Origin of the sequence: Streptomyces sp. NPDC046712 (assembly GCF_040645695.1) — a bacterium.
Taxonomy (GTDB): Bacteria; Actinomycetota; Actinomycetes; order Streptomycetales; family Streptomycetaceae; genus Streptomyces.
Window position 1 is genome coordinate 84,298 of the sequence record NZ_JBEYYW010000014.1, and the last position, 16,525, is coordinate 100,822.

General features: G+C 71.2%; 15 protein-coding genes and 1 pseudogene. 9 read left to right on the plus strand and 7 right to left on the minus strand.

From position 1 onward, the window contains the following. Positions 1–184 precede the first annotated feature (184 nt). On the minus strand, positions 185–1,093 hold the full coding sequence (puuE, locus tag ABZ939_RS19700) for an allantoinase PuuE (protein WP_361856391.1): 909 nt from the start codon (positions 1,091–1,093) through the stop codon (positions 185–187). Positions 1,094–1,357: 264 nt separating this feature from the next. On the opposite strand from puuE, the gene ABZ939_RS19705 reads away from it, so the two are divergent. Next, positions 1,358–1,771, plus strand: a complete 414-nt coding sequence (locus ABZ939_RS19705; RefSeq protein WP_361856394.1) for a VOC family protein — start codon at positions 1,358–1,360, stop codon at positions 1,769–1,771. Between the two features lie 472 nt (positions 1,772–2,243). Here the strand turns inward: ABZ939_RS19705 and ABZ939_RS19710 are convergent, their stop codons facing one another. Beyond that, positions 2,244–3,416 (minus strand): GTP-binding protein, encoded by a 1,173-nt coding sequence (locus ABZ939_RS19710; RefSeq protein WP_361856397.1) that lies wholly within the window; start codon positions 3,414–3,416, stop codon positions 2,244–2,246. Between the two features lie 7 nt (positions 3,417–3,423). Continuing rightward, complete coding sequence (rpmF, locus tag ABZ939_RS19715) at positions 3,424–3,594, minus strand: 50S ribosomal protein L32 (RefSeq protein ID WP_361856399.1); 171 nt, start codon at positions 3,592–3,594, stop codon at positions 3,424–3,426. 295 nt (positions 3,595–3,889) lie between these two features. On the opposite strand from rpmF, the gene ABZ939_RS19720 reads away from it, so the two are divergent. The 8 genes and pseudogenes from ABZ939_RS19720 (at position 3,890) to ABZ939_RS19755 (ending at position 11,680) form a co-directional block, all read left to right on the plus strand. Further along, a complete protein-coding gene (locus ABZ939_RS19720) occupies positions 3,890–4,777 on the plus strand; it encodes a zinc ABC transporter substrate-binding protein (RefSeq protein ID WP_361856402.1) in 888 nt (295 codons plus the stop codon). Continuing rightward, complete coding sequence (locus ABZ939_RS19725; protein WP_361856405.1) at positions 4,777–5,658, plus strand: ATP-binding cassette domain-containing protein; 882 nt, start codon at positions 4,777–4,779, stop codon at positions 5,656–5,658. The genes ABZ939_RS19720 and ABZ939_RS19725 overlap by 1 nt, the downstream gene beginning before the upstream one ends. After that, positions 5,655–6,572 (plus strand): metal ABC transporter permease, encoded by a 918-nt coding sequence (locus tag ABZ939_RS19730; RefSeq protein ID WP_361856408.1) that lies wholly within the window; start codon positions 5,655–5,657, stop codon positions 6,570–6,572. The genes ABZ939_RS19725 and ABZ939_RS19730 overlap by 4 nt, the downstream gene beginning before the upstream one ends. A 101-nt stretch (positions 6,573–6,673) precedes the next feature. Then, positions 6,674–6,973: a DUF1490 family protein gene (locus tag ABZ939_RS19735; RefSeq protein WP_361856410.1), complete on the plus strand. Its 300-nt coding sequence runs from the start codon at positions 6,674–6,676 to the stop codon at positions 6,971–6,973. Positions 6,974–6,975: 2 nt separating this feature from the next. Next, positions 6,976–9,165, plus strand: a complete 2,190-nt coding sequence (locus ABZ939_RS19740; RefSeq protein ID WP_361856413.1) for a cation-translocating P-type ATPase — start codon at positions 6,976–6,978, stop codon at positions 9,163–9,165. A 191-nt stretch (positions 9,166–9,356) separates the two neighbouring features. After that, positions 9,357–9,695: pseudogene (locus ABZ939_RS19745) on the plus strand (metal ABC transporter permease); the annotation flags it as partial. 222 nt (positions 9,696–9,917) lie between these two features. Further along, positions 9,918–10,862, plus strand: a complete 945-nt coding sequence (locus ABZ939_RS19750; RefSeq protein WP_361856650.1) for a permease — start codon at positions 9,918–9,920, stop codon at positions 10,860–10,862. Beyond that, a complete protein-coding gene (locus ABZ939_RS19755) occupies positions 10,859–11,680 on the plus strand; it encodes a TIGR03943 family protein (protein WP_361856415.1) in 822 nt (273 codons plus the stop codon). Before ABZ939_RS19750 ends, ABZ939_RS19755 begins: the two co-directional genes overlap by 4 nt. Positions 11,681–11,787: 107 nt before the next feature. Here the strand turns inward: ABZ939_RS19755 and ABZ939_RS19760 are convergent, their stop codons facing one another. The 4 genes from ABZ939_RS19760 to ABZ939_RS19775 all read right to left on the minus strand — a co-directional run bounded on the left by ABZ939_RS19760 (position 11,788) and on the right by ABZ939_RS19775 (position 16,521). Beyond that, positions 11,788–12,576, minus strand: a complete 789-nt coding sequence (locus ABZ939_RS19760) for a class I SAM-dependent methyltransferase (protein ID WP_361856418.1) — start codon at positions 12,574–12,576, stop codon at positions 11,788–11,790. Positions 12,577–12,671: 95 nt separating this feature from the next. Further along, the gene (locus tag ABZ939_RS19765; RefSeq protein WP_361856421.1) at positions 12,672–13,967 is read right to left on the minus strand and encodes an MFS transporter; all 1,296 of its coding nucleotides are present in this window, start codon (positions 13,965–13,967) and stop codon (positions 12,672–12,674) included. Next, positions 13,964–15,214: an ATP-grasp domain-containing protein gene (locus ABZ939_RS19770; protein ID WP_361856424.1), complete on the minus strand. Its 1,251-nt coding sequence runs from the start codon at positions 15,212–15,214 to the stop codon at positions 13,964–13,966. Before ABZ939_RS19770 ends, ABZ939_RS19765 begins: the two co-directional genes overlap by 4 nt. Continuing rightward, positions 15,211–16,521 (minus strand): ATP-grasp domain-containing protein, encoded by a 1,311-nt coding sequence (locus tag ABZ939_RS19775; RefSeq protein ID WP_361856427.1) that lies wholly within the window; start codon positions 16,519–16,521, stop codon positions 15,211–15,213. The genes ABZ939_RS19770 and ABZ939_RS19775 overlap by 4 nt, the downstream gene beginning before the upstream one ends. Positions 16,522–16,525 lie beyond the last annotated feature (4 nt).

A 16,525-nucleotide genomic window follows, 5' to 3' on the forward strand; every position in this document is an offset into this window, starting at 1 on the left:
TTCCTGCGCGGCAGCGCACGGAAGCCCGGGGGAATGGCTGCCCGCGGACGCCGAGCCGAGATCCGCCGCGATCACCCTCGCCTACCCGGACGTCCCCCGCCTGACGGCGCGACAGATCCGCGAGGACCGGCACGAATCACTGCTGCGCGGCACCACCAGGTGCCCGGCTCATGGCGGCGCGGACTCAGGGCTGCGGAGGGTGTGTGGTCAGCCAGTGCCGGGCGATCTGTTCCCGCGTCGCGATCCACGCTCCGCCGCGTTGCGTAACGTGCCGCAAGAAGCCGTCAAGCGCGCGAATGCGGCCGGGTCGGCCGATGATGCGGCAGTGAAGGCCGACACTCATCATGCGGGGGCGTTCGGCGCCCTCCGCGTGCAGAACGTCGAAGGTGTCGACGAGGTACGTGAGCATGTCGTCCGCGGTCGTGAACCCATGGACGATCAAGAACTTGAAGTCGTTCGCGTCGAGGCTGTACGGCACCACGAGGTGCGGCCGGCCGGCTGCCTCCACGTAGAAGGGCAGATCGTCCGAGTAGTCGTCGGAGTCGTAGAGGAAACCGCCTTCCTCGACGACGAGGCGCCGTGTCGCGGAACTTGTCCGGCCGGTGTACCAGCCGACGGGCCTGCGTCCGACGAGTCGCTCGATCGTGGCGGTCGTGCGCGCGATATCGGAGCGCTCGACGTCCTCGGGCACGGTGCGGTAGTCGATCCAGCGCCAGCCGTGCCCTGCCACCTCCCAGCCGGCGACGCCCATCGCCCGCGCGGCATCCGGGTTGCGCTCCAGGGCCTGTCCGACGGCGTGGACGGTGAGTGGCACACGGTAGGCACCGAGCGTGCGATGAATGCGCCAGAACCCGGAGCGAGCGCCGTAGGCGAACATCGCCTCGACGTTCAGATCACGTTCGCCGACCACCGGCGGCGCGCCGACGACCTCGTGCAGGAACCCCTCCGAGGCGCGGTCGCCGTCAAGGACGTTACGCTCGCCGCCCTCCTCGTAGTTGAGAACAAGACTGACGGCGACTCGAGCGCCACCGGGCCAGGCGGCATGCGGCGGCTCGGCGCCGTAGCCGACGAGGTCGCGCTGGTGCTCGGACACGGGCGGCACCCTACCGGTGATCGACGACCGTCCGGGCGACGCGCTGCGACGCCACTCTGGGGACCCACGCGTCTGTCGCAGCACGGGCGGCCATGGGCAGCCAGGCTCCGGTGCGCTGTCCATGGCGTGCCGGCAGGACCTTGCTTGGTCGGGCGCAACGCCGTTTGCCGACCGGACGAGCCACCGGCACTCACGGACCGTCCGATTTCAACCCTTACACCCTTATGATGCCCGTACCACCCCATTGTCCTGAAGGAGGATCTCGTGGCATCTCGTCTCAACCCGTACATCAGCTTCGCCGGCGACGCGCGGCAGGCCATGGAGTTCTACAAGAGTGTCCTTGGCGGCGATCTCAGGCTCAGCGGTTACGGCGAGTTCGGCTCCGAGGTGCCGCCTGGATACGACGACAAGATCATGCACGCCATGCTCGAGACCTCCGGCGGAATGACGCTCATGGGCGCCGACGTGCCGCCGGGCATGGAGCACAAGGCCGGGACCAACTTCGCGGTGAGCCTGAGCGGCGACGACGCGGACGAGCTCAGAGGCTACTGGGAGAAGCTGTCCGCCGAAGGCATCGTCTCCGTACCCCTGGAGAAGCAGATGTGGGGCGACGTGTTCGGAATGTGCACGGACAAGTTCGGCATCACGTGGATGGTCAACATCAGCGAGCAGGCCTGACCGAGCCCGGCCCGGAGAGAACGGAGGACACGGCCGCCCCAGTCACCTGTGAGGCGGCCGATCCGGTGGTGCGCCACCTGCTGCGCGAGCCGGACGATCCCGCGCTGCCATCCCCGCCGTGTCCCGGCGCCTGCGCCGCCGCTCCAGTCCGAGATCCTTTGCCAGAGGGGGCACCTGACGTCACTCCCGTCCGCCTCAGGTGACGTGGTCGCTCTCCCTGGAAGAGGCCGAGACTCTTCGTTGAATAAGAGATGAGCAATTTCTTCGAGTGCTGGTGGTACACGACCAGAACCCGGTTGACCAGCGAAAACCGTGCCGATGCTGGCCGTCGGACGAGCGCTGGCCCGTCAATGGCCCGGATCTTGGTGTCCCGGATCTTGGTGTCCCGTCAACCGTGCCGGTATTTCTTCTGAGGGAGGTGCGGACCGGGCTGGGCGGTGCCGTGGCTGCGACCACTGCCCAGCCCGGAGTTTCAGGCCACCTCTGAGGCAGCGTGCTCGTGCTCGCACGCGTCGTCGATCCCGTAGGTCTCCCACGCCGGGAAGTCGTCCTCAGTGGGTGCAGGTTCGCCCGGGCTCAGCAGGCAGGCTTCGAGGGCTGCCCGGAGTGCGTCGGGGCGCAGTGCGGTGCCGATGAAGACGAGCTCCTGGCCCTGGGCGGTGTCCGGGCCGAGGGCGCCCGAGGGTTCGAAGCGGGCCACCGCGCCGGCTTGCGACCACAGCCCGGTGACCCGAGGGCGGCTTGCGAGCCGGAAGAAGCCCTTGGAGCGCAGGATCTGGCCGAAAGTGCCGCTGTCGAGGCCCTTGGTGACGAAGGCCCACAGGCGGCCGGGGTGGAAGAGGTGATCGGAACGGAAGACGAGGGAGGAAATGCCGTACTCCTCGGTCTCCGGAACGTGGTCGCCGTTGAGCTCCTTGACCCAGCCGGGGGCCTGCTGGGCGCGTTCGACGTCGAACAGGCCGGTGCCCAGGACCTGCTGGAGCGCCACGTGTCCGCGCACTGCGGGCACGATCCGGGCCTCGGGGTTGAGACGGGTGAGCGCGGCGCGCAGCCGTGCTGCCTGGTTCGGTCCGACCAGGTCGAGCTTGTTGAGGACGATGACGTCCGCGAATTCGATCTGGTCCATGAGGAGGTCGCTGACGGTGCGTTCGTCGTCCTCGTACTGGTCGAGACCGCGTGCGGCGAGTTCGTCGCCGCCCGCGAGTTCCGGCAGGAAGTTCGCCGCGTCGACGACGGTGACCATGGTGTCGAGGCGGGCGAGATCGCCGAGGGTCGCGCCGTCGTCGCGGGGGAAGGAGAACGTCGCGGCGACCGGCATGGGCTCGGAGATGCCGCTGGACTCGATGAGCAGGTAGTCGAAGCGTCCCTCGCGGGCGAGGCGGTCGACCTCTTCGAGCAGGTCGTCGCGCAGGGTGCAGCAGATGCAGCCGTTGGTCATCTCGACCAGGCGTTCCTCAGTGCGCGACAACGCGGCCTCGCCGCCTCGGACGAGCGCGGCGTCGATGTTGACCTCGCTCATGTCGTTGACGATGACCGCGACCCGCAGGCCCTCGCGGTTGCCGAGGATGTGGTTGAGCAGGGTGGTCTTTCCTGCGCCGAGGAACCCGGACAGGACGGTCACGGGCAGTCGGTCGTACGCCGTCATCAGGTGCTCAGCCCTCGGGGTGGAGCAGGCCGCGCTCGTACGCCTTCACCAGGCGCTGCGGCACCTGGTACACCGAGCCGTCGACCCTGACCGGGACGAGCTGCGGGGTGGTGGCCTTCCACTGGGCCCTGCGGTGGCGGGTGTTGCTGCGGGACATCTTCCGCTTGGGGACGGCCATGGAGATCTCCTGGGTGAGTCGGGAGGCGTCGCTGGCCACAGTATATGGAAATGGATTCCATTACCAACTATGGCCACAGTGCTCGGAGAGCGTCAGGTCGTTTCTCGATCGGGCCGTCCTCTCCCTCCACGTGACCTGCTTGAGCTGAGGTTGGAAAAGGCTCGGTGTCCGGGTGGAGGGGCTGAGGCCACAGAGAGACAATTCAAGTGATTACCGTTTCGGGATTCCGTGCGGCAGGGAGGGCGGTATGAAAGCGATCTCGGCACGGGGTCCGACTGCGGTCATCGGATGCGCGATGGTTCTGGCTCTCAGCGGGGGAGGCTCGGCCTGCGCTGCCCCTGACTCCCGCTCCCGGCTCGGGGCTGCGGAGCCGCCGATTCCCGTCGTCGCGTCGACCAACGTGTACGGGGACCTCGTGCGGCAGATCGGCGCCGACAAGGTCGATGTCGTGTCGATCATCAGCGACCCGGCGCAGGACCCCCACTCGTACGAGGCCAGTACCCGCAACCAGTTGGAGCTGGCCAAGGCGAAGGTCGTGGTCGAGAACGGCGGCGGCTACGACGACTTCGTCCGCCGCATGCTTCGTGGTGCCGACAACTCCTTGGCCCAGGTGGTGAATGCCGTGGAGGTCTCCGGGAAGGCTCCTGACGCCGCAGGGGAGTTCAACGAGCACGTCTGGTACGACTTCCCCACCATGGGCAAGCTTGCCGACCGGATCGCCGCCGCGCTGACGAAGGTCGCGCCGGAAGACGGTGCCGTCTTCCAGCAGAACGCCGCTACGTTCAAGGGCGAGCTGGCGACTCTCGAGGAGCGGACGGAACAGATCAACGCCCGCCACGCGGGCACCGCTGTGGCCGTCACCGAGCCCGTGCCGCTCTATCTGACCGAGGCGAGTGGCCTGGTGAACAAGACCCCCGTCGACTTCAGCGAAGCCATCGAGGAGGGCGAAGAGGTCTCCCCGCAGAGTCTGCGGGACACGCTGGCGCTCTTCACCCGCAAGCAGGTCGACGCGCTGGTGTACAACGAGCAGACCGCCGGCCCTCAGACGGAGAAGGTCAAGCAGGCCGCCGAGGACAACAGCATCCCCGTGGTCCCGGTGACCGAGACTCTTCCCGAGGGGGAGGACTACATCAGCTGGATGTCGTCCAACGTCGACGCGCTCAACGACGCCCTGGACCGGTGATGGACCGCACTGAGGCTGTTACGCCACTTTCCCCGGCTGTTGCGGCAGACCGTGGTGCGGGTCCGGCGGCACCGGTGATCAGCCTGCGGGCAGCCTCACTCGCCTACGGCGACCGCGTGCTGTGGCGCGACCTGGACCTGGACGTGCGGCCCGGGGAGTTCCTGGCGGTGCTGGGACCCAACGGGTCGGGCAAGACCAGCCTGCTGCGTGTGCTGCTCGGACGGCAGCCGCTCACCTCAGGGTCACTGACGGTCCTTGGCCGCCCCCCACACCGCGGCAGCAGGCACGTCGGGTACGTGCCGCAGCACAAGTCCCTGCCCGCCCACACGATGCTCCGTGCCCGGGACCTCGTCCGGCTCGGGGTGGACGGGCATCGGTGGGGGCCGTCGCTCGCCCCTGGCGGGATCCGCCGCCGGGTGGACGAGATCCTGGAGTCGGTCGGGGCGGCGGCCTTCGGGGATGTCCCCGTGGGGAGGCTGTCGGGCGGCGAACAGCAGCGGGTCCGTATCGCGCAGGCCCTGGCCACCGACCCGCGGATCCTGCTCTGCGACGAGCCCCTGCTCTCCCTCGACCTGCAGCACCAGCGCATCGTCACCACGCTGGTCGACCAACGACGCCGCTCCGCCGGTACCGCCGTGGTCTTCGTGACACACGAGATCAACCCGGTCCTGGGCATGGTGGACCGGGTGCTGTATCTGGCCCCGGGCGGTTTCCGGATCGGACCGCCGGACGAGGTGATGACCACCGCCGCCCTGTCGGATCTCTACGGGACCGACGTCGACGTCCTCCGCGTCCGTGGCCGGATCGTCGTGGTGGGCGCACCTGACGCGGCCACCGTTCACCACCACGCCGACGGGGCGAACGGAGGCGAACGGCGGTGACCGGACGCCTGCCGATTGCCGACGGGGAAGGTGGCCTCTGGCAGCAGATCTTCAACTTCGACAACTACGGCGAACTGCTGGCCCTCGTCCACAACTCGCTCCTCGCCGGCGCCCTCTTGGGCCTGGTGGGTGGCCTGGTCGGGGTGTTCGTCATCATGCGCGATCTGCCGTTCGCGGTGCACGGGATCAGTGAGCTGTCCTTCGCCGGTGCGTCGGCGGCGCTGCTGATGGGGGTGAACATCGTCGCCGGGTCCATCGTGGGTTCTCTGGTGGCGGCGGCCGCGATCGGGATCCTGGGTGTCCGTGCCCGTGACCGCAACTCGGTCATCGGCATCATCATGCCGTTCGGCCTGGGCCTGGGCGTGCTCTTCCTGTCCCTCTACCAGGGGCGGGCCGCCAACAAGTTCGGGATCCTCACCGGCCAGATCATCGCCGTCGACACCCCGCAGATGGCGTGGCTCGTCGGCACGTCCGCGGTGGTGCTGATCGCCCTCGCGATCGTCTGGCGGCCGCTGACCTTCACCAGCGCGGATCCGGAGGTGGCCGAAGCCAGAGGCGTCCCCGTCCGCGGGCTGTCCCTGTCCTTCATGCTGGTCCTAGGGCTCGCTGTCGCCCTCTGCGTACAGATCGTCGGCGCCCTGCTGGTCCTGGCGCTCCTCGTCACGCCGGCCGCCGCTGCCGCCCGGATCACGGCTTCCCCAGTACTGCTGCCGGTGCTGAGCGTCGTCTTCGCCCTGGTGTCGATGGAGGGCGGGATCCTGCTCGCCCTCGGCAGCACCATCCCCATCAGCCCCTACGTCACCACCCTCTCGTTCCTGATCTACCTCGTCTGTCGGTTCGCCGGCTCCCGGCGCGCCGCCAAAGGGTCCCGGACCTCGCTCCCGGCCGGCCCGCGGCCTGCCGCACGCGTCTGAGGACAGCGCCCCACACTTGGGTCGACCATCCGAGCCCCCGAGGGTCACACTGGAATGGAGGCCCCGTCGCGTCTGCCCGGCGCGTACGGAAGGAGCTGTCGATGCATCCCCTCGCCATCGTCGGTGCCACCGCCGGCAAGCTGGCTCACTACGCAATATCCGGTGTGGTGGGCGGCCTGATCATCAAGAACCTTCCCGCTGCCAAGCCGGCTGCGCGCAAGGCGGTCGTCGGCGGTCTGGCCGGCGGGATCGTCGCGAGCCGATGGCTCGCCGAGGCCGCCGAAGAGGCCCGTCTCAAGGCCGGTGACGTGATGGCCGAGGCCCGCACCTCGCTCGGCGAGGAGGTGCCGCCGCCCTCCGCGGTCAAGGTGGGGAGCGACGATCACGGACACGAGCACTGATCATGGCGTCGACCGTGCTGGTGCGCTCCGTGGCCTCGGGCCGGGCGCGCCTGACCGTTCCGTGGCTGCGTGACCGCCCCGGCTGCGCGGGGCTTGTCGACGACCGTCTCACCGGGATCAGCGGCTTCCGGGCGCTGCGGATCTTCCCGCGCACCGGGAGCGTCGTGATCTGGGTGGCCCCGGACGAGCTGGACGTCGACCGCCTGATCGCAGCCCTGGAGGAGGCCCCACCCGCCTCCGTGGTCGCTGCCAAGCCCTCCAGGTCCCTGCCCGACTCCTCCACCGGGGAGGTCGCCCGCCTGGTGGTCGGCGCAGCCGTCCTGGCCCTCGTGGCGCTGCGTCGCCTTCTCGGTCGACCCCGGATCACCCTCGGCTCCTCGGGCTTCCTCGGGGTCATCACGATCTTCACGGGCCTGCCCTTCTTCCGCGGCGCTCTACGCTCGCTGCGCGGCCGCAGCAGCCCTGGAACGGACACCCTGGTCACCGCTGCCACCGTCATCTCGCTCGTACTGCGCGAGAACGTGGTCGCCCTGACCGTCCTGTGGCTGCTGAACATCGGTGAATTCCTTCAGACCCTCACCCTGCGCCGCACCCGCCGCGCCATCGAGGACCTGCTCACCATCGGCGAGGAACGGGTCTGGCTCGTGCGGGAGGGAGTCGAGGTCGAGGTGGCGCTGGAGGGCTTGGAGCCCGGCGATGTCGTCGCCGTGTACGAGCACCACCGCATCCCGGTCGACGGCCACGTGGTCTCCGGCGAGGCCCTGGTCGACCAGGCCGCCGTCACCGGCGAGGCCCTGCCCGTCTACGCCCGCGAGGGTGCCCATGTGTACGCCGGCACCATCGTCACATCCGGCTCGCTCACCGTCCGCGCGGACTTCGTCGGCGGGGACACCACGGTGGGCCGGATCATCAGCCGGGTCGAGGAGGCCCAGTCGGACAGGGCCCCGATCCAGACCGTGGCCGCGCGCTTCACTCAGCGCTTCGTCCCTGTCTCCTTCGCCCTGGCTGCCGTGACGTTCGCGGTCACGCGCGACGCCCGCCGGGCGATGACCATGCTCCTGATCGCCTGCCCCTGCGCCGCGGGCCTGGCCACGCCCACGGCCATCAGCGCCGCCATCGGCAACGGCGCCCGCCGCGGCACCCTCATCAAGGGCGGCACCCACCTGGAGGGCATCGGCCGGGTCACCGCCGTGGTCTTCGACAAGACCGGCACCCTCACCTTCGGCAAGCCCCTGGTCACCAGCGTCGTCACCCTCAGCGAGGACGTCACGGCCGACGAGGTGCTCAGCCTGGCCGCCTCCGGCGAACTCCACGCCCGCCACCCGCTTGCCCAGGCCATCGTGGCCCGTACCGAGGAGCAGCACCTGCACGTGCCCATCCACCAGGCGTGCGAGGTCGTCCTGGGCATGGGCATGCGCGCGGAACTCGACGGCACCCAGCTGCTCGTCGGCAGCCCTGCCCTGCTGCGCCAGCACGGCGTGGAACTCACCGAGGGCGCCCGGGGCTGGACCGACCGCCTGAGGAGCGGCGGCGAGACCGTCATCTGCCTGGCCCACGACCAGGATCTCATCGGCATGCTCGGCGTGTCCGACGCCGTCCGTGCCGGAGCCTCGACCGTAGTCCAGCAGCTGCGCGACCTGGGTGTCTCGCGCCTCATGCTGCTGACAGGCGACGCGCCGGAGACCGCCCAGGTCGTGGCCGACGCGCTGGGCATCACCGAAGTCCACGCGCACGCTTTGCCGGAAGCCAAGCTCCAGCTGATCCGCGACCTCCAGGCCGAGGGCCACACCGTGGCCATGGTCGGCGACGGCACCAACGACGCACCCGCCCTCGCCCTGGCCGACGTTGGCATCACCATGGGCGAGCACTCCTCGCACGTGGCCCTGGAGACCGCTGACATCGCGCTGGCCGGCAACGACCTGCGCCAGGTCGCCGCCGTCGTGGAACTCAGCCGTCACACGCTGCGCGTCGTGCGGCAGAACTACGGCCTCGCGATCGGCGTGAACCTCGTCGGGCTGCTGGCAGGTGCCGGCGGGTCGATGAACCCCGTGATCGCCGCCCTGCTGCACAACACCAGCAGTATCGCGGTCGTCGGGAACTCGGCGCGCCTGGTGAACCACACCCCGCACCTGCCAGGGCCGGCGGGGGAGACACTGCAAGCGGCGCCGCTTGAGGATCGCCGACTGCGCTGACGCCCCGCGAGGGTGACCCGGCAGCGGTCGGACGTCCTGGAAGTCCTCGCGGGCCGCCAGGGATTCGCGTCCACAGGGCGCTGTGCCGCCTTGACGCCACCGGCGGCGTCAGATCGCCCAAGTCCGGGTTGGGGAAACCCGGTTCCGGATGCGGCAAGCCGAAGGGCGCCGCCACTGCCTGATCGTGCTCGGGGCTCGTGCTCGCGCTGTCGGTCCAGGTCGTCGGCGCACTCCTGGTCCTCAGCCTCGTCGTCACGCCCGCAGTGGCAGCCGCCCGCGTCACCGCGTCGCCGGTGCCGCTGCTCGGCGTGCTCTTCGCCGCGGTCTCGATCGAGGGCGGCATCCTCCTGGCCCTGGGCAGCAGCATCCCGGCCAGACCGTATGTCACGACGATCTCGTTCGCCGTCCATGCGGCCTGCCGTCAGGGCTGCGGTGCCAATGCACGGCGCTGGGGAGTGAGAAGTCCCCGCGGTTCTCCGCGAGTTCTGGTGCCTCGGAGCAGAAATGGCGGCCCCTCAAGGCGTAGATGAACATGATTGTCGTCGGCTATTGTGTGCCCGCTCGTGCCGGGCGACCTCCGGGCGGGCTGGACGCGTTCCGCCTTACCACGGCGGACCAGAGCGAGGGGGCGCGGCATGGCCGAGGTTTCGGCGAGTACGACGACGGCATCACCGCCACAATCACCACCGCATCACCTCGGGTCTCCGGGTGGCGGCATCGGCGCCCAGGAGCCGCGCGCGGCGCGGAACGGCATGGTGGGTTCCGTGCTGGTCGGGGCCGCGTTGGTCATGGTGCCTGTCGGGCCATGGCTGGAGCGGCTGTTCGGACTGGCGGCGTTCGGGGCCTGGCGGACGCTGCTCGTGGCCATCGTCGTCCAAGGCGTACCGTTTCTGCTTCTCGGCACCGTCGTGTCGGCGGCCATCGGCGCCTTCGTCCCCGCCCGGGTCTTCTCCAAAGTGCTGCCCCGCAACCCCGTGCTCGCTGTTCCGGTGGCCGGTGCCGCCGGCGTGGTGCTGCCGGGGTGCGAATGCGCCTCGGTGCCGGTCGCTGGCAGCCTGATGCGCCGGGGTGTGGCGCCCGCGGCGGCCTTGACCTTCCTGCTTGCCGCGCCCGCCGTCAATCCGGTGGTGCTCGTCTCGACGGCCATCGCGTTTCCTGGCAGCCCGGAGATGGTGGCCGCCCGGTTTGGCGCCTCGCTCGTCACGGCGGTCGTCATGGGCTGGCTGTGGATCCGCTGGGGGCGCGAGGAGTGGCTGCGTCTGCCGACGGGGCACGCGGAACACGTGCAGGGGGCCGGCCGGTTGGCGGCTTTCCGGCGCGGGCTGCAGCACGACTTCCTGCACGCGGGCGGATTCCTGGTGGTCGGCGCCATGGCCGCGGCGACCTTCAACGTCCTCGTACCGCCCTCCGTCCTGGAGGTGTTCTCTGATTCACCTTGGCTGGGCGTCCTCGTGGCGGCAGTGCTCGCCGTGCTGCTGTCGGTGTGCTCGGAGGCGGACGCGTTCGTCGCGGCCTCGTTCACGGGCTTCTCGCCCACCGCCCGCCTCGCCTTCATGGTGGTGGGGCCGATGGTCGACATGAAGCTGATCGCCCTGCAGTCGGGGGCCTTCGGGCGGGCGTTCGCGGTGCGCTTCTGCGCCGCCACGTTCGTCGTGGCCGTCCTGTGCTGCGTACTCGTCGGAGGCGTACTGCTGTGACCGGACGACCCACCCACGCGGGCCACCCTCGCCCGCTGAGCGAACTCGGCCTGCCCCTACTGCTGGTGCTGACCGGAGCTGGCCTGCTGCGCGCCACCGTGCGCAGTGACATGTACCTCCGGTACGTGAAGGAAGGGCTGTGGCCCTACCTCGTCGCGTCCGGCACCCTGCTGGTCGTCCTCGGCCTCGCGGGCCTGGGTGCCGAGGTGGCGCGACGCCTGCGCCAGCCGGTGCTGCGGCGCGACGCGTCCGGGCGCAGGTACTGGCACGATCCGTCGGACGACCACGCGGAAGCGCACGACGGGCACGGGCACGGTGGTGCCACGCGCGTCGCCTGGCTCCTCGCCGTACCGGCCCTCACCCTCCTGTTCGTCGCGCCGCCGGCGCTCGGCTCGTACACGGCCTCACGGGACGGCGCGGCGGCCCGCGTCGAGCGGACCGCCTACGAGGAGCTGGCGGATGCGCCGACCACGCCCATGGCGCTGGAGGAGTTCATCGGGCGCTCCGTGTACGACTCGACGAGCCTGCGGGGCCGCAAGATCCGGCTGCTCGGGTTCGTGACCGCCGGCAAGAGCCCGGACAGCTGGTACCTCAACCGCCTGAAGGTCGGCTGCTGCGCGGGCGACGCGCGGACGCTGAAGGTGGAGGTGCACGGCGTGAAGGCACCCGGCAACGACACCTGGGTCGAGGTCACGGGCGTCTGGCGGGCCGGCGACGTCACCGCCGAGAACCCGGTCCCGGCCATGGACGTCGGCGCCCTGAAGCCCGTCGCCCAGCCCCGTAATCCCTACCAGGACGCGGCGCCCGCGGACGGTTGAGTCCGCCCGAGGGGCGTCCCGCCCCTCGGCCCCGCCCCGTCCGCAACGGCCTCGCAGGCATCGATCCGGGCGGGGCGGCCGTGTCCCGAGGGACTTCCGGGGCGGCCTCACATCACGTCAGGTCCCGTGCCCCCTCCCCGTACCGCCGCGAGGACCACGCTGTGGCCACACTGCCAGACCGTGCCCACCGCGGCGAATCCGGCCTTGCGCATCAGCTCCGCGTGTTCCCGGGCGCCGAGACCGTTGTCGCCGCCGGGGCCGGGGCCGCGGCGGGACCGTTCCGCGAGGAGTTCTGCGAAGCCGTCGTGGGCGGAGGCCGCCGCCCACCAGGCGGCCCAGTCCTCCGCGGGCCGCTCGGTGTGCCGTGCCGTGTGTCCGCGCCCTACGGCGGCGGCCAGTTCGCGCAACGGTGCGTCGTCCTGGAAGAGGTGGTCGGCGTTGACGAGCACGCCGCCGGGCCGCAGCAGGTCGTGGACCTGCTGGTACACGGCGGCGAGTTCGCCGGTCGGCAGGTAGTGCAGGGCGGTGGTGGACACCACCGCGTCCAGCGGGCCGTCCCCGGACACCGCCGCGGTCCACGGTCCCTGCCCGATCCATGCGTCGACGAAGGCGACGGTCCCGCCGTGCACCGCCCGCCCGAGCGCCAGCAAGAACGGATCCTGGTCGACCCCGAGAACGCGGGCGTGCGGCAGCCGGTCCGCGAGCCGGGCGGCGAGTGAGCCGGGGCCGCAGCCGAGGTCCGCGATCACGGGCCGCCGGCTGCGGCGGCAGGCGTGCGCGACCACGTCGGCGACGACGTGGAAGCGTTCGGTACGGGCGGTCGCGTAGCGCTGCTGCTGGATCTCCCAGCGCTCCACCCATGGGGTGGCCTCGGCGGTCGTCAGGGGTCGTGCCATGGTGCGTGATTCCTTGCTGTGGTCGTGCGTCGAGCTCGTGCGTCGAACGGTCGGAACGGGTCGGTGCGGGTGAGAGGAAGGCCGGGCGGGACCGGTCAGCTCGCGGCCTTCTCCGGTATCGCCCCGCCCGCCGGCACGCTGCTCTCCAGCCGGCCCACGGCCGCCACCGCCGCCGCGACCGCCGTCGCCGCCGCCGCGGCGAGGAAGCCCCACATGTGCCCGCCGGGCCGGTCGACCACGACCCCGGTGACCGCCGAACCCAGCGCCGCCATCGACAGGTTGACGGTGGTGAGCCAGGTGTACGCCTCGTTCAGCATCGGCTCCGGCACCGTCTTCGACACCAGCTCCGCCTCCACGGTCAGCGCCGGGGCGATCACCGCGCCCGACACGAGCAGCAGCGCCCCGAGCGCGTACGAGTTCGGCATCAGCGCCCAAGCCGCGTACCCGGCGGCCAGCGCGGTGAGCAGCACCAGGAAGCGCCGCGCGAGCAGCCCCTCGAAGGTGCGGCTGCCGTACCAGAGTCCGGCCGCCGCGCTGCCGACGCTCCACACGGCGATGAGGACGCCGGTGACGCTCTCCGCCGACGCGCCGTCGTGCGCCTTGGCGTACGCGGCGATCGCCACCGGCGCCCCGCCGAACGAGAACGCGATGCCCGCCGCGCACAGCAGCAGCATCCGCAGCGCCGGCTCCCGCAGCGGGCCGATGCCGCGGGTCGGAGTCTTCCCGCCCGACGGCAGCGCGCGCATGGCCCGGCCGCGCGCCACCCCGTACGTGCCGATGCCGGTGCACAGAGAGGCGAAGACCAGCGCCGTCGCCGGGCCCGCCGTGGCGGCCCCGGCTCCGAACACGTCGCCGAGCGGCGGGCCGAGCAGCATGAACGCCGAGAAGATCAACGGCCCGACCACGAAGACTAGCTCGAACAGCGTGGACTCGGCGGCCATGGCGGTCTGCCGCAGCCCCGCCCGCCCGCTCTCCTCGTTCGTCAACTTGGTCCAAGCGGCCCGCAGGGCCGGGCTGACTGCCGGGAACGCCGCTCCGGACAACGCCCCGAGCACGCACAGCAGCACCAGTGGCATTCTGGCCAGGACCGCGGCGAGCAGCAGCAGTTGCAGGGCCGCGTAGGCCGTCGCGTACAGGGGCAGCACCCGGCCCGGGCCGAACCGGTCGGCGAGCCGGCCGGCCACCGGGGCGGTCGCCGCGGTGGCCAGCGAGATGCTCGCGCCGACCAGTCCGGCCTCGCTGAAGCCGCCGGTGGTCTCCTTCACCAGGAGCAGCCAGGCCAGCACGGTGACGCCCTGGCCGAGCCGGGCCACCACCCCGCCCGTCAGCAGCAGCGGGGCCCCGGGCACCCGCCACAGCCGGGCGTACTGCGCCATGCCGGTCGCGGTCATCGGTCTCCTCCACAGCTCTCGCCGGTCACCCGGAAGTCGCGGGCGGTCGCCTCGACGGCCGCCGCCACAGTGGTGCTGTCCGGGCCCCGGAACCGGAACCGGCCTCCCACGTGCTCGTAGTACGCGTCGGCGTCCGGCAGCACCTCGCCCGGGCGCAGCAGTTCCTCCGCGTACGGACCGGGGGAGCGGCCGGTCATCGGCGTGACGTCGGTGATCACGCACGGGCGCGCCGCCGGGGCCGGGGCGAGCAGCCAGCCGGCGCTCTCCTGCGGCCCGGGCGGCGGCTCCCACCGCTGGGGCGGTTGCCCCAAGGCGATACGGAAGGCCGCCTCCATCAGGTCGTAGCCGTGCACCTCCCGCCACACGTAAGGGATCTCCGCGCCGCCCACCCGGGCCCCCACCTCCAGGAACGTGACGGCTGGGCCGCCGGGTGCGTCGGCGTCGACGAACACCTCCAGATGGAAAGGCGTCGCCGCGCCGGTCAGCGCCTTGAGAGCCCGCTCGGCGAACGCGCCGATCGCGTCCGTGACGTCCGGCCGGTCCTCCTCGACGGAGCCGAGCGCGGTGCCCTGCCGGAAGCCGAGACAGGTGTTGAGATAGCGCGAGGCCCTCCAGCACAGCAGCCGCTCCCCGTCGAAGATCCCGTCGACGTGGAACACCGGGTGCGGGATGTGCACCTGCGCGATCAGCGGCCGGTCGGCCGCGAACGACACCTCGTCCAGGTCCTGTTCGCCGTCGACGACCACCACGCCCTCGCTGCTGCTGCCGATCACGGGCTTGACGACGACCGGGCGCTCGTGCGAGTCCGCGAGGGCGCGCACCTGCTCCGGGCCGGCGACCCGAGTCGTCGGCGGCACGGTGAGCCCGGCTCTGGCGACCCTCGCCGTCATCAGGTACTTGTCCCGGAACGGCAGCAGCTCGTCCGGGCGTCTGGCGGCGCAGCCCCACTCCTGGGCCAGCTCGGCGGCGACCAGCAGGTCGTCCTCCTTCAGCGCGACGACCGCACGCGGCGCGCCGTGCCGGGCCACGAGCCCGTCGACTTCCTTGCGTACCCGGGCGAGGTCGTCCGTGGCGGGGACCAGGACCACCTCGGCCGCCTCGTCAGGCACGGCCGCGGCCCCGACCTCGGTGGTGACGTAGGTGACGGCGTGGACGCGATGGTCGACGTACCGCTCGTAGTGCGCGTAGCGGGCCCGCCATCGGTGCAGCACGACGATGTGCGGCCGGGTCGCCCAGGCGCTGCTCACGCTGCCCCTCCCGGGTCCTTCAGCACGTAGAACCCGGCCCCGTCCAGGTAGTGGACGGTGTTCAGATCCCGCGTGAGGACGCTCTCCGAGGTATGCGCGAGGCCGATCATCATCGGCTCGGAGGTGTCGTCGACGGTCAACGGCAGCTGTCCGCCCTCGGGTACCGCGATGTGCACGTTGTGGAAGCTTTCCAGCGCTTCCACCTGCGGCAGCAGCGGATACGCGGCGAGCGTGCCGCTGACCGGCGACGTCAGGTACGCCATGGCGACGTGCTGCTCGACCCGGTGGGCGTCGCCGACAGAGGCCACGAACCGCTCCGGGCGCAGATAGGCGTCCACGGTCCGCTCGATCTGCGACTCGCCGGCCGCGAGCCGGGCGAAGTACGCGGCGTCCGCACCGCACAGCCGGATGCCGGCCTCCACCAGCCGAGGTCCGTCCGGCGTCAGCATGATCTCCAAGTGAGCGGGTCCGTAACCGACTTCGAGCGCATCCAGTACTTCGAAGGCGTACTCCACCAGGCGGTTGCGCTCCGCCGTGCCCGGGTGGACCGAGACCGCGGCGCTGATCCGGTCGGTGACCCCGTTGGCGGAGATCTTCATGTAGCGCCACATGTCGGTGGCCCGGTGCCGGCCCTCGCAGCTGACCGTGTTGACAACGAACTCGGTGCCGTCCAGGTGCTCCTGGACCACCACCCCCTCGTTTCGGATGTCGAAGATGTTCGTCGCGGCCATGATCTTGTCGTAGGCGGCCGCGGTCTCCTCCGGCGTCGTGGAGAAGGTGACGTGGTCGTTGCCCGCGCTGCGCACCGGCTTGACGACCACTCGGCCGCCCCGCTCCGCGTGCCACCGCGCCGCGTCCTGGGCGGACTCCGCCAGGTGCTGCGCGGTGCCGGGCAGCCCCGCCGCCTTGATCGTCTCGATCTGGAGGTGCTTGTGACGGCGGGCCGCGCTGAGCCTGGTGCCGTTCCCGGCCAGGCCCAGCGCGGCCGCCAGCCGGTCGGCGAGCTCGACGCCCAGCTCGCCGCCGGTCAGCACGGCCACGGGCCGGTGTGCGGCGACCGCGCGGACGGTGGCGTCGAGGTCGCCGGTGTGGACGATGTTGTCGGCGAACTCGGCGGTGTCGAAGCTGCCCTGGTAGACGGGCGGTACACCGGGGGTGCTCTGCACCCGCACCACCGGATGGCCCGCCTCCTGGAAGGCGCGGGACAGCCGCAGGGTCGGCGCGTAGACGTCGACCATGACGACCGTGCCCTTGCCGTGGGCGGCGTCGCCGCCCCTGTCGTCGCGCGTGTCGCGCACGTCGTGCATCGCT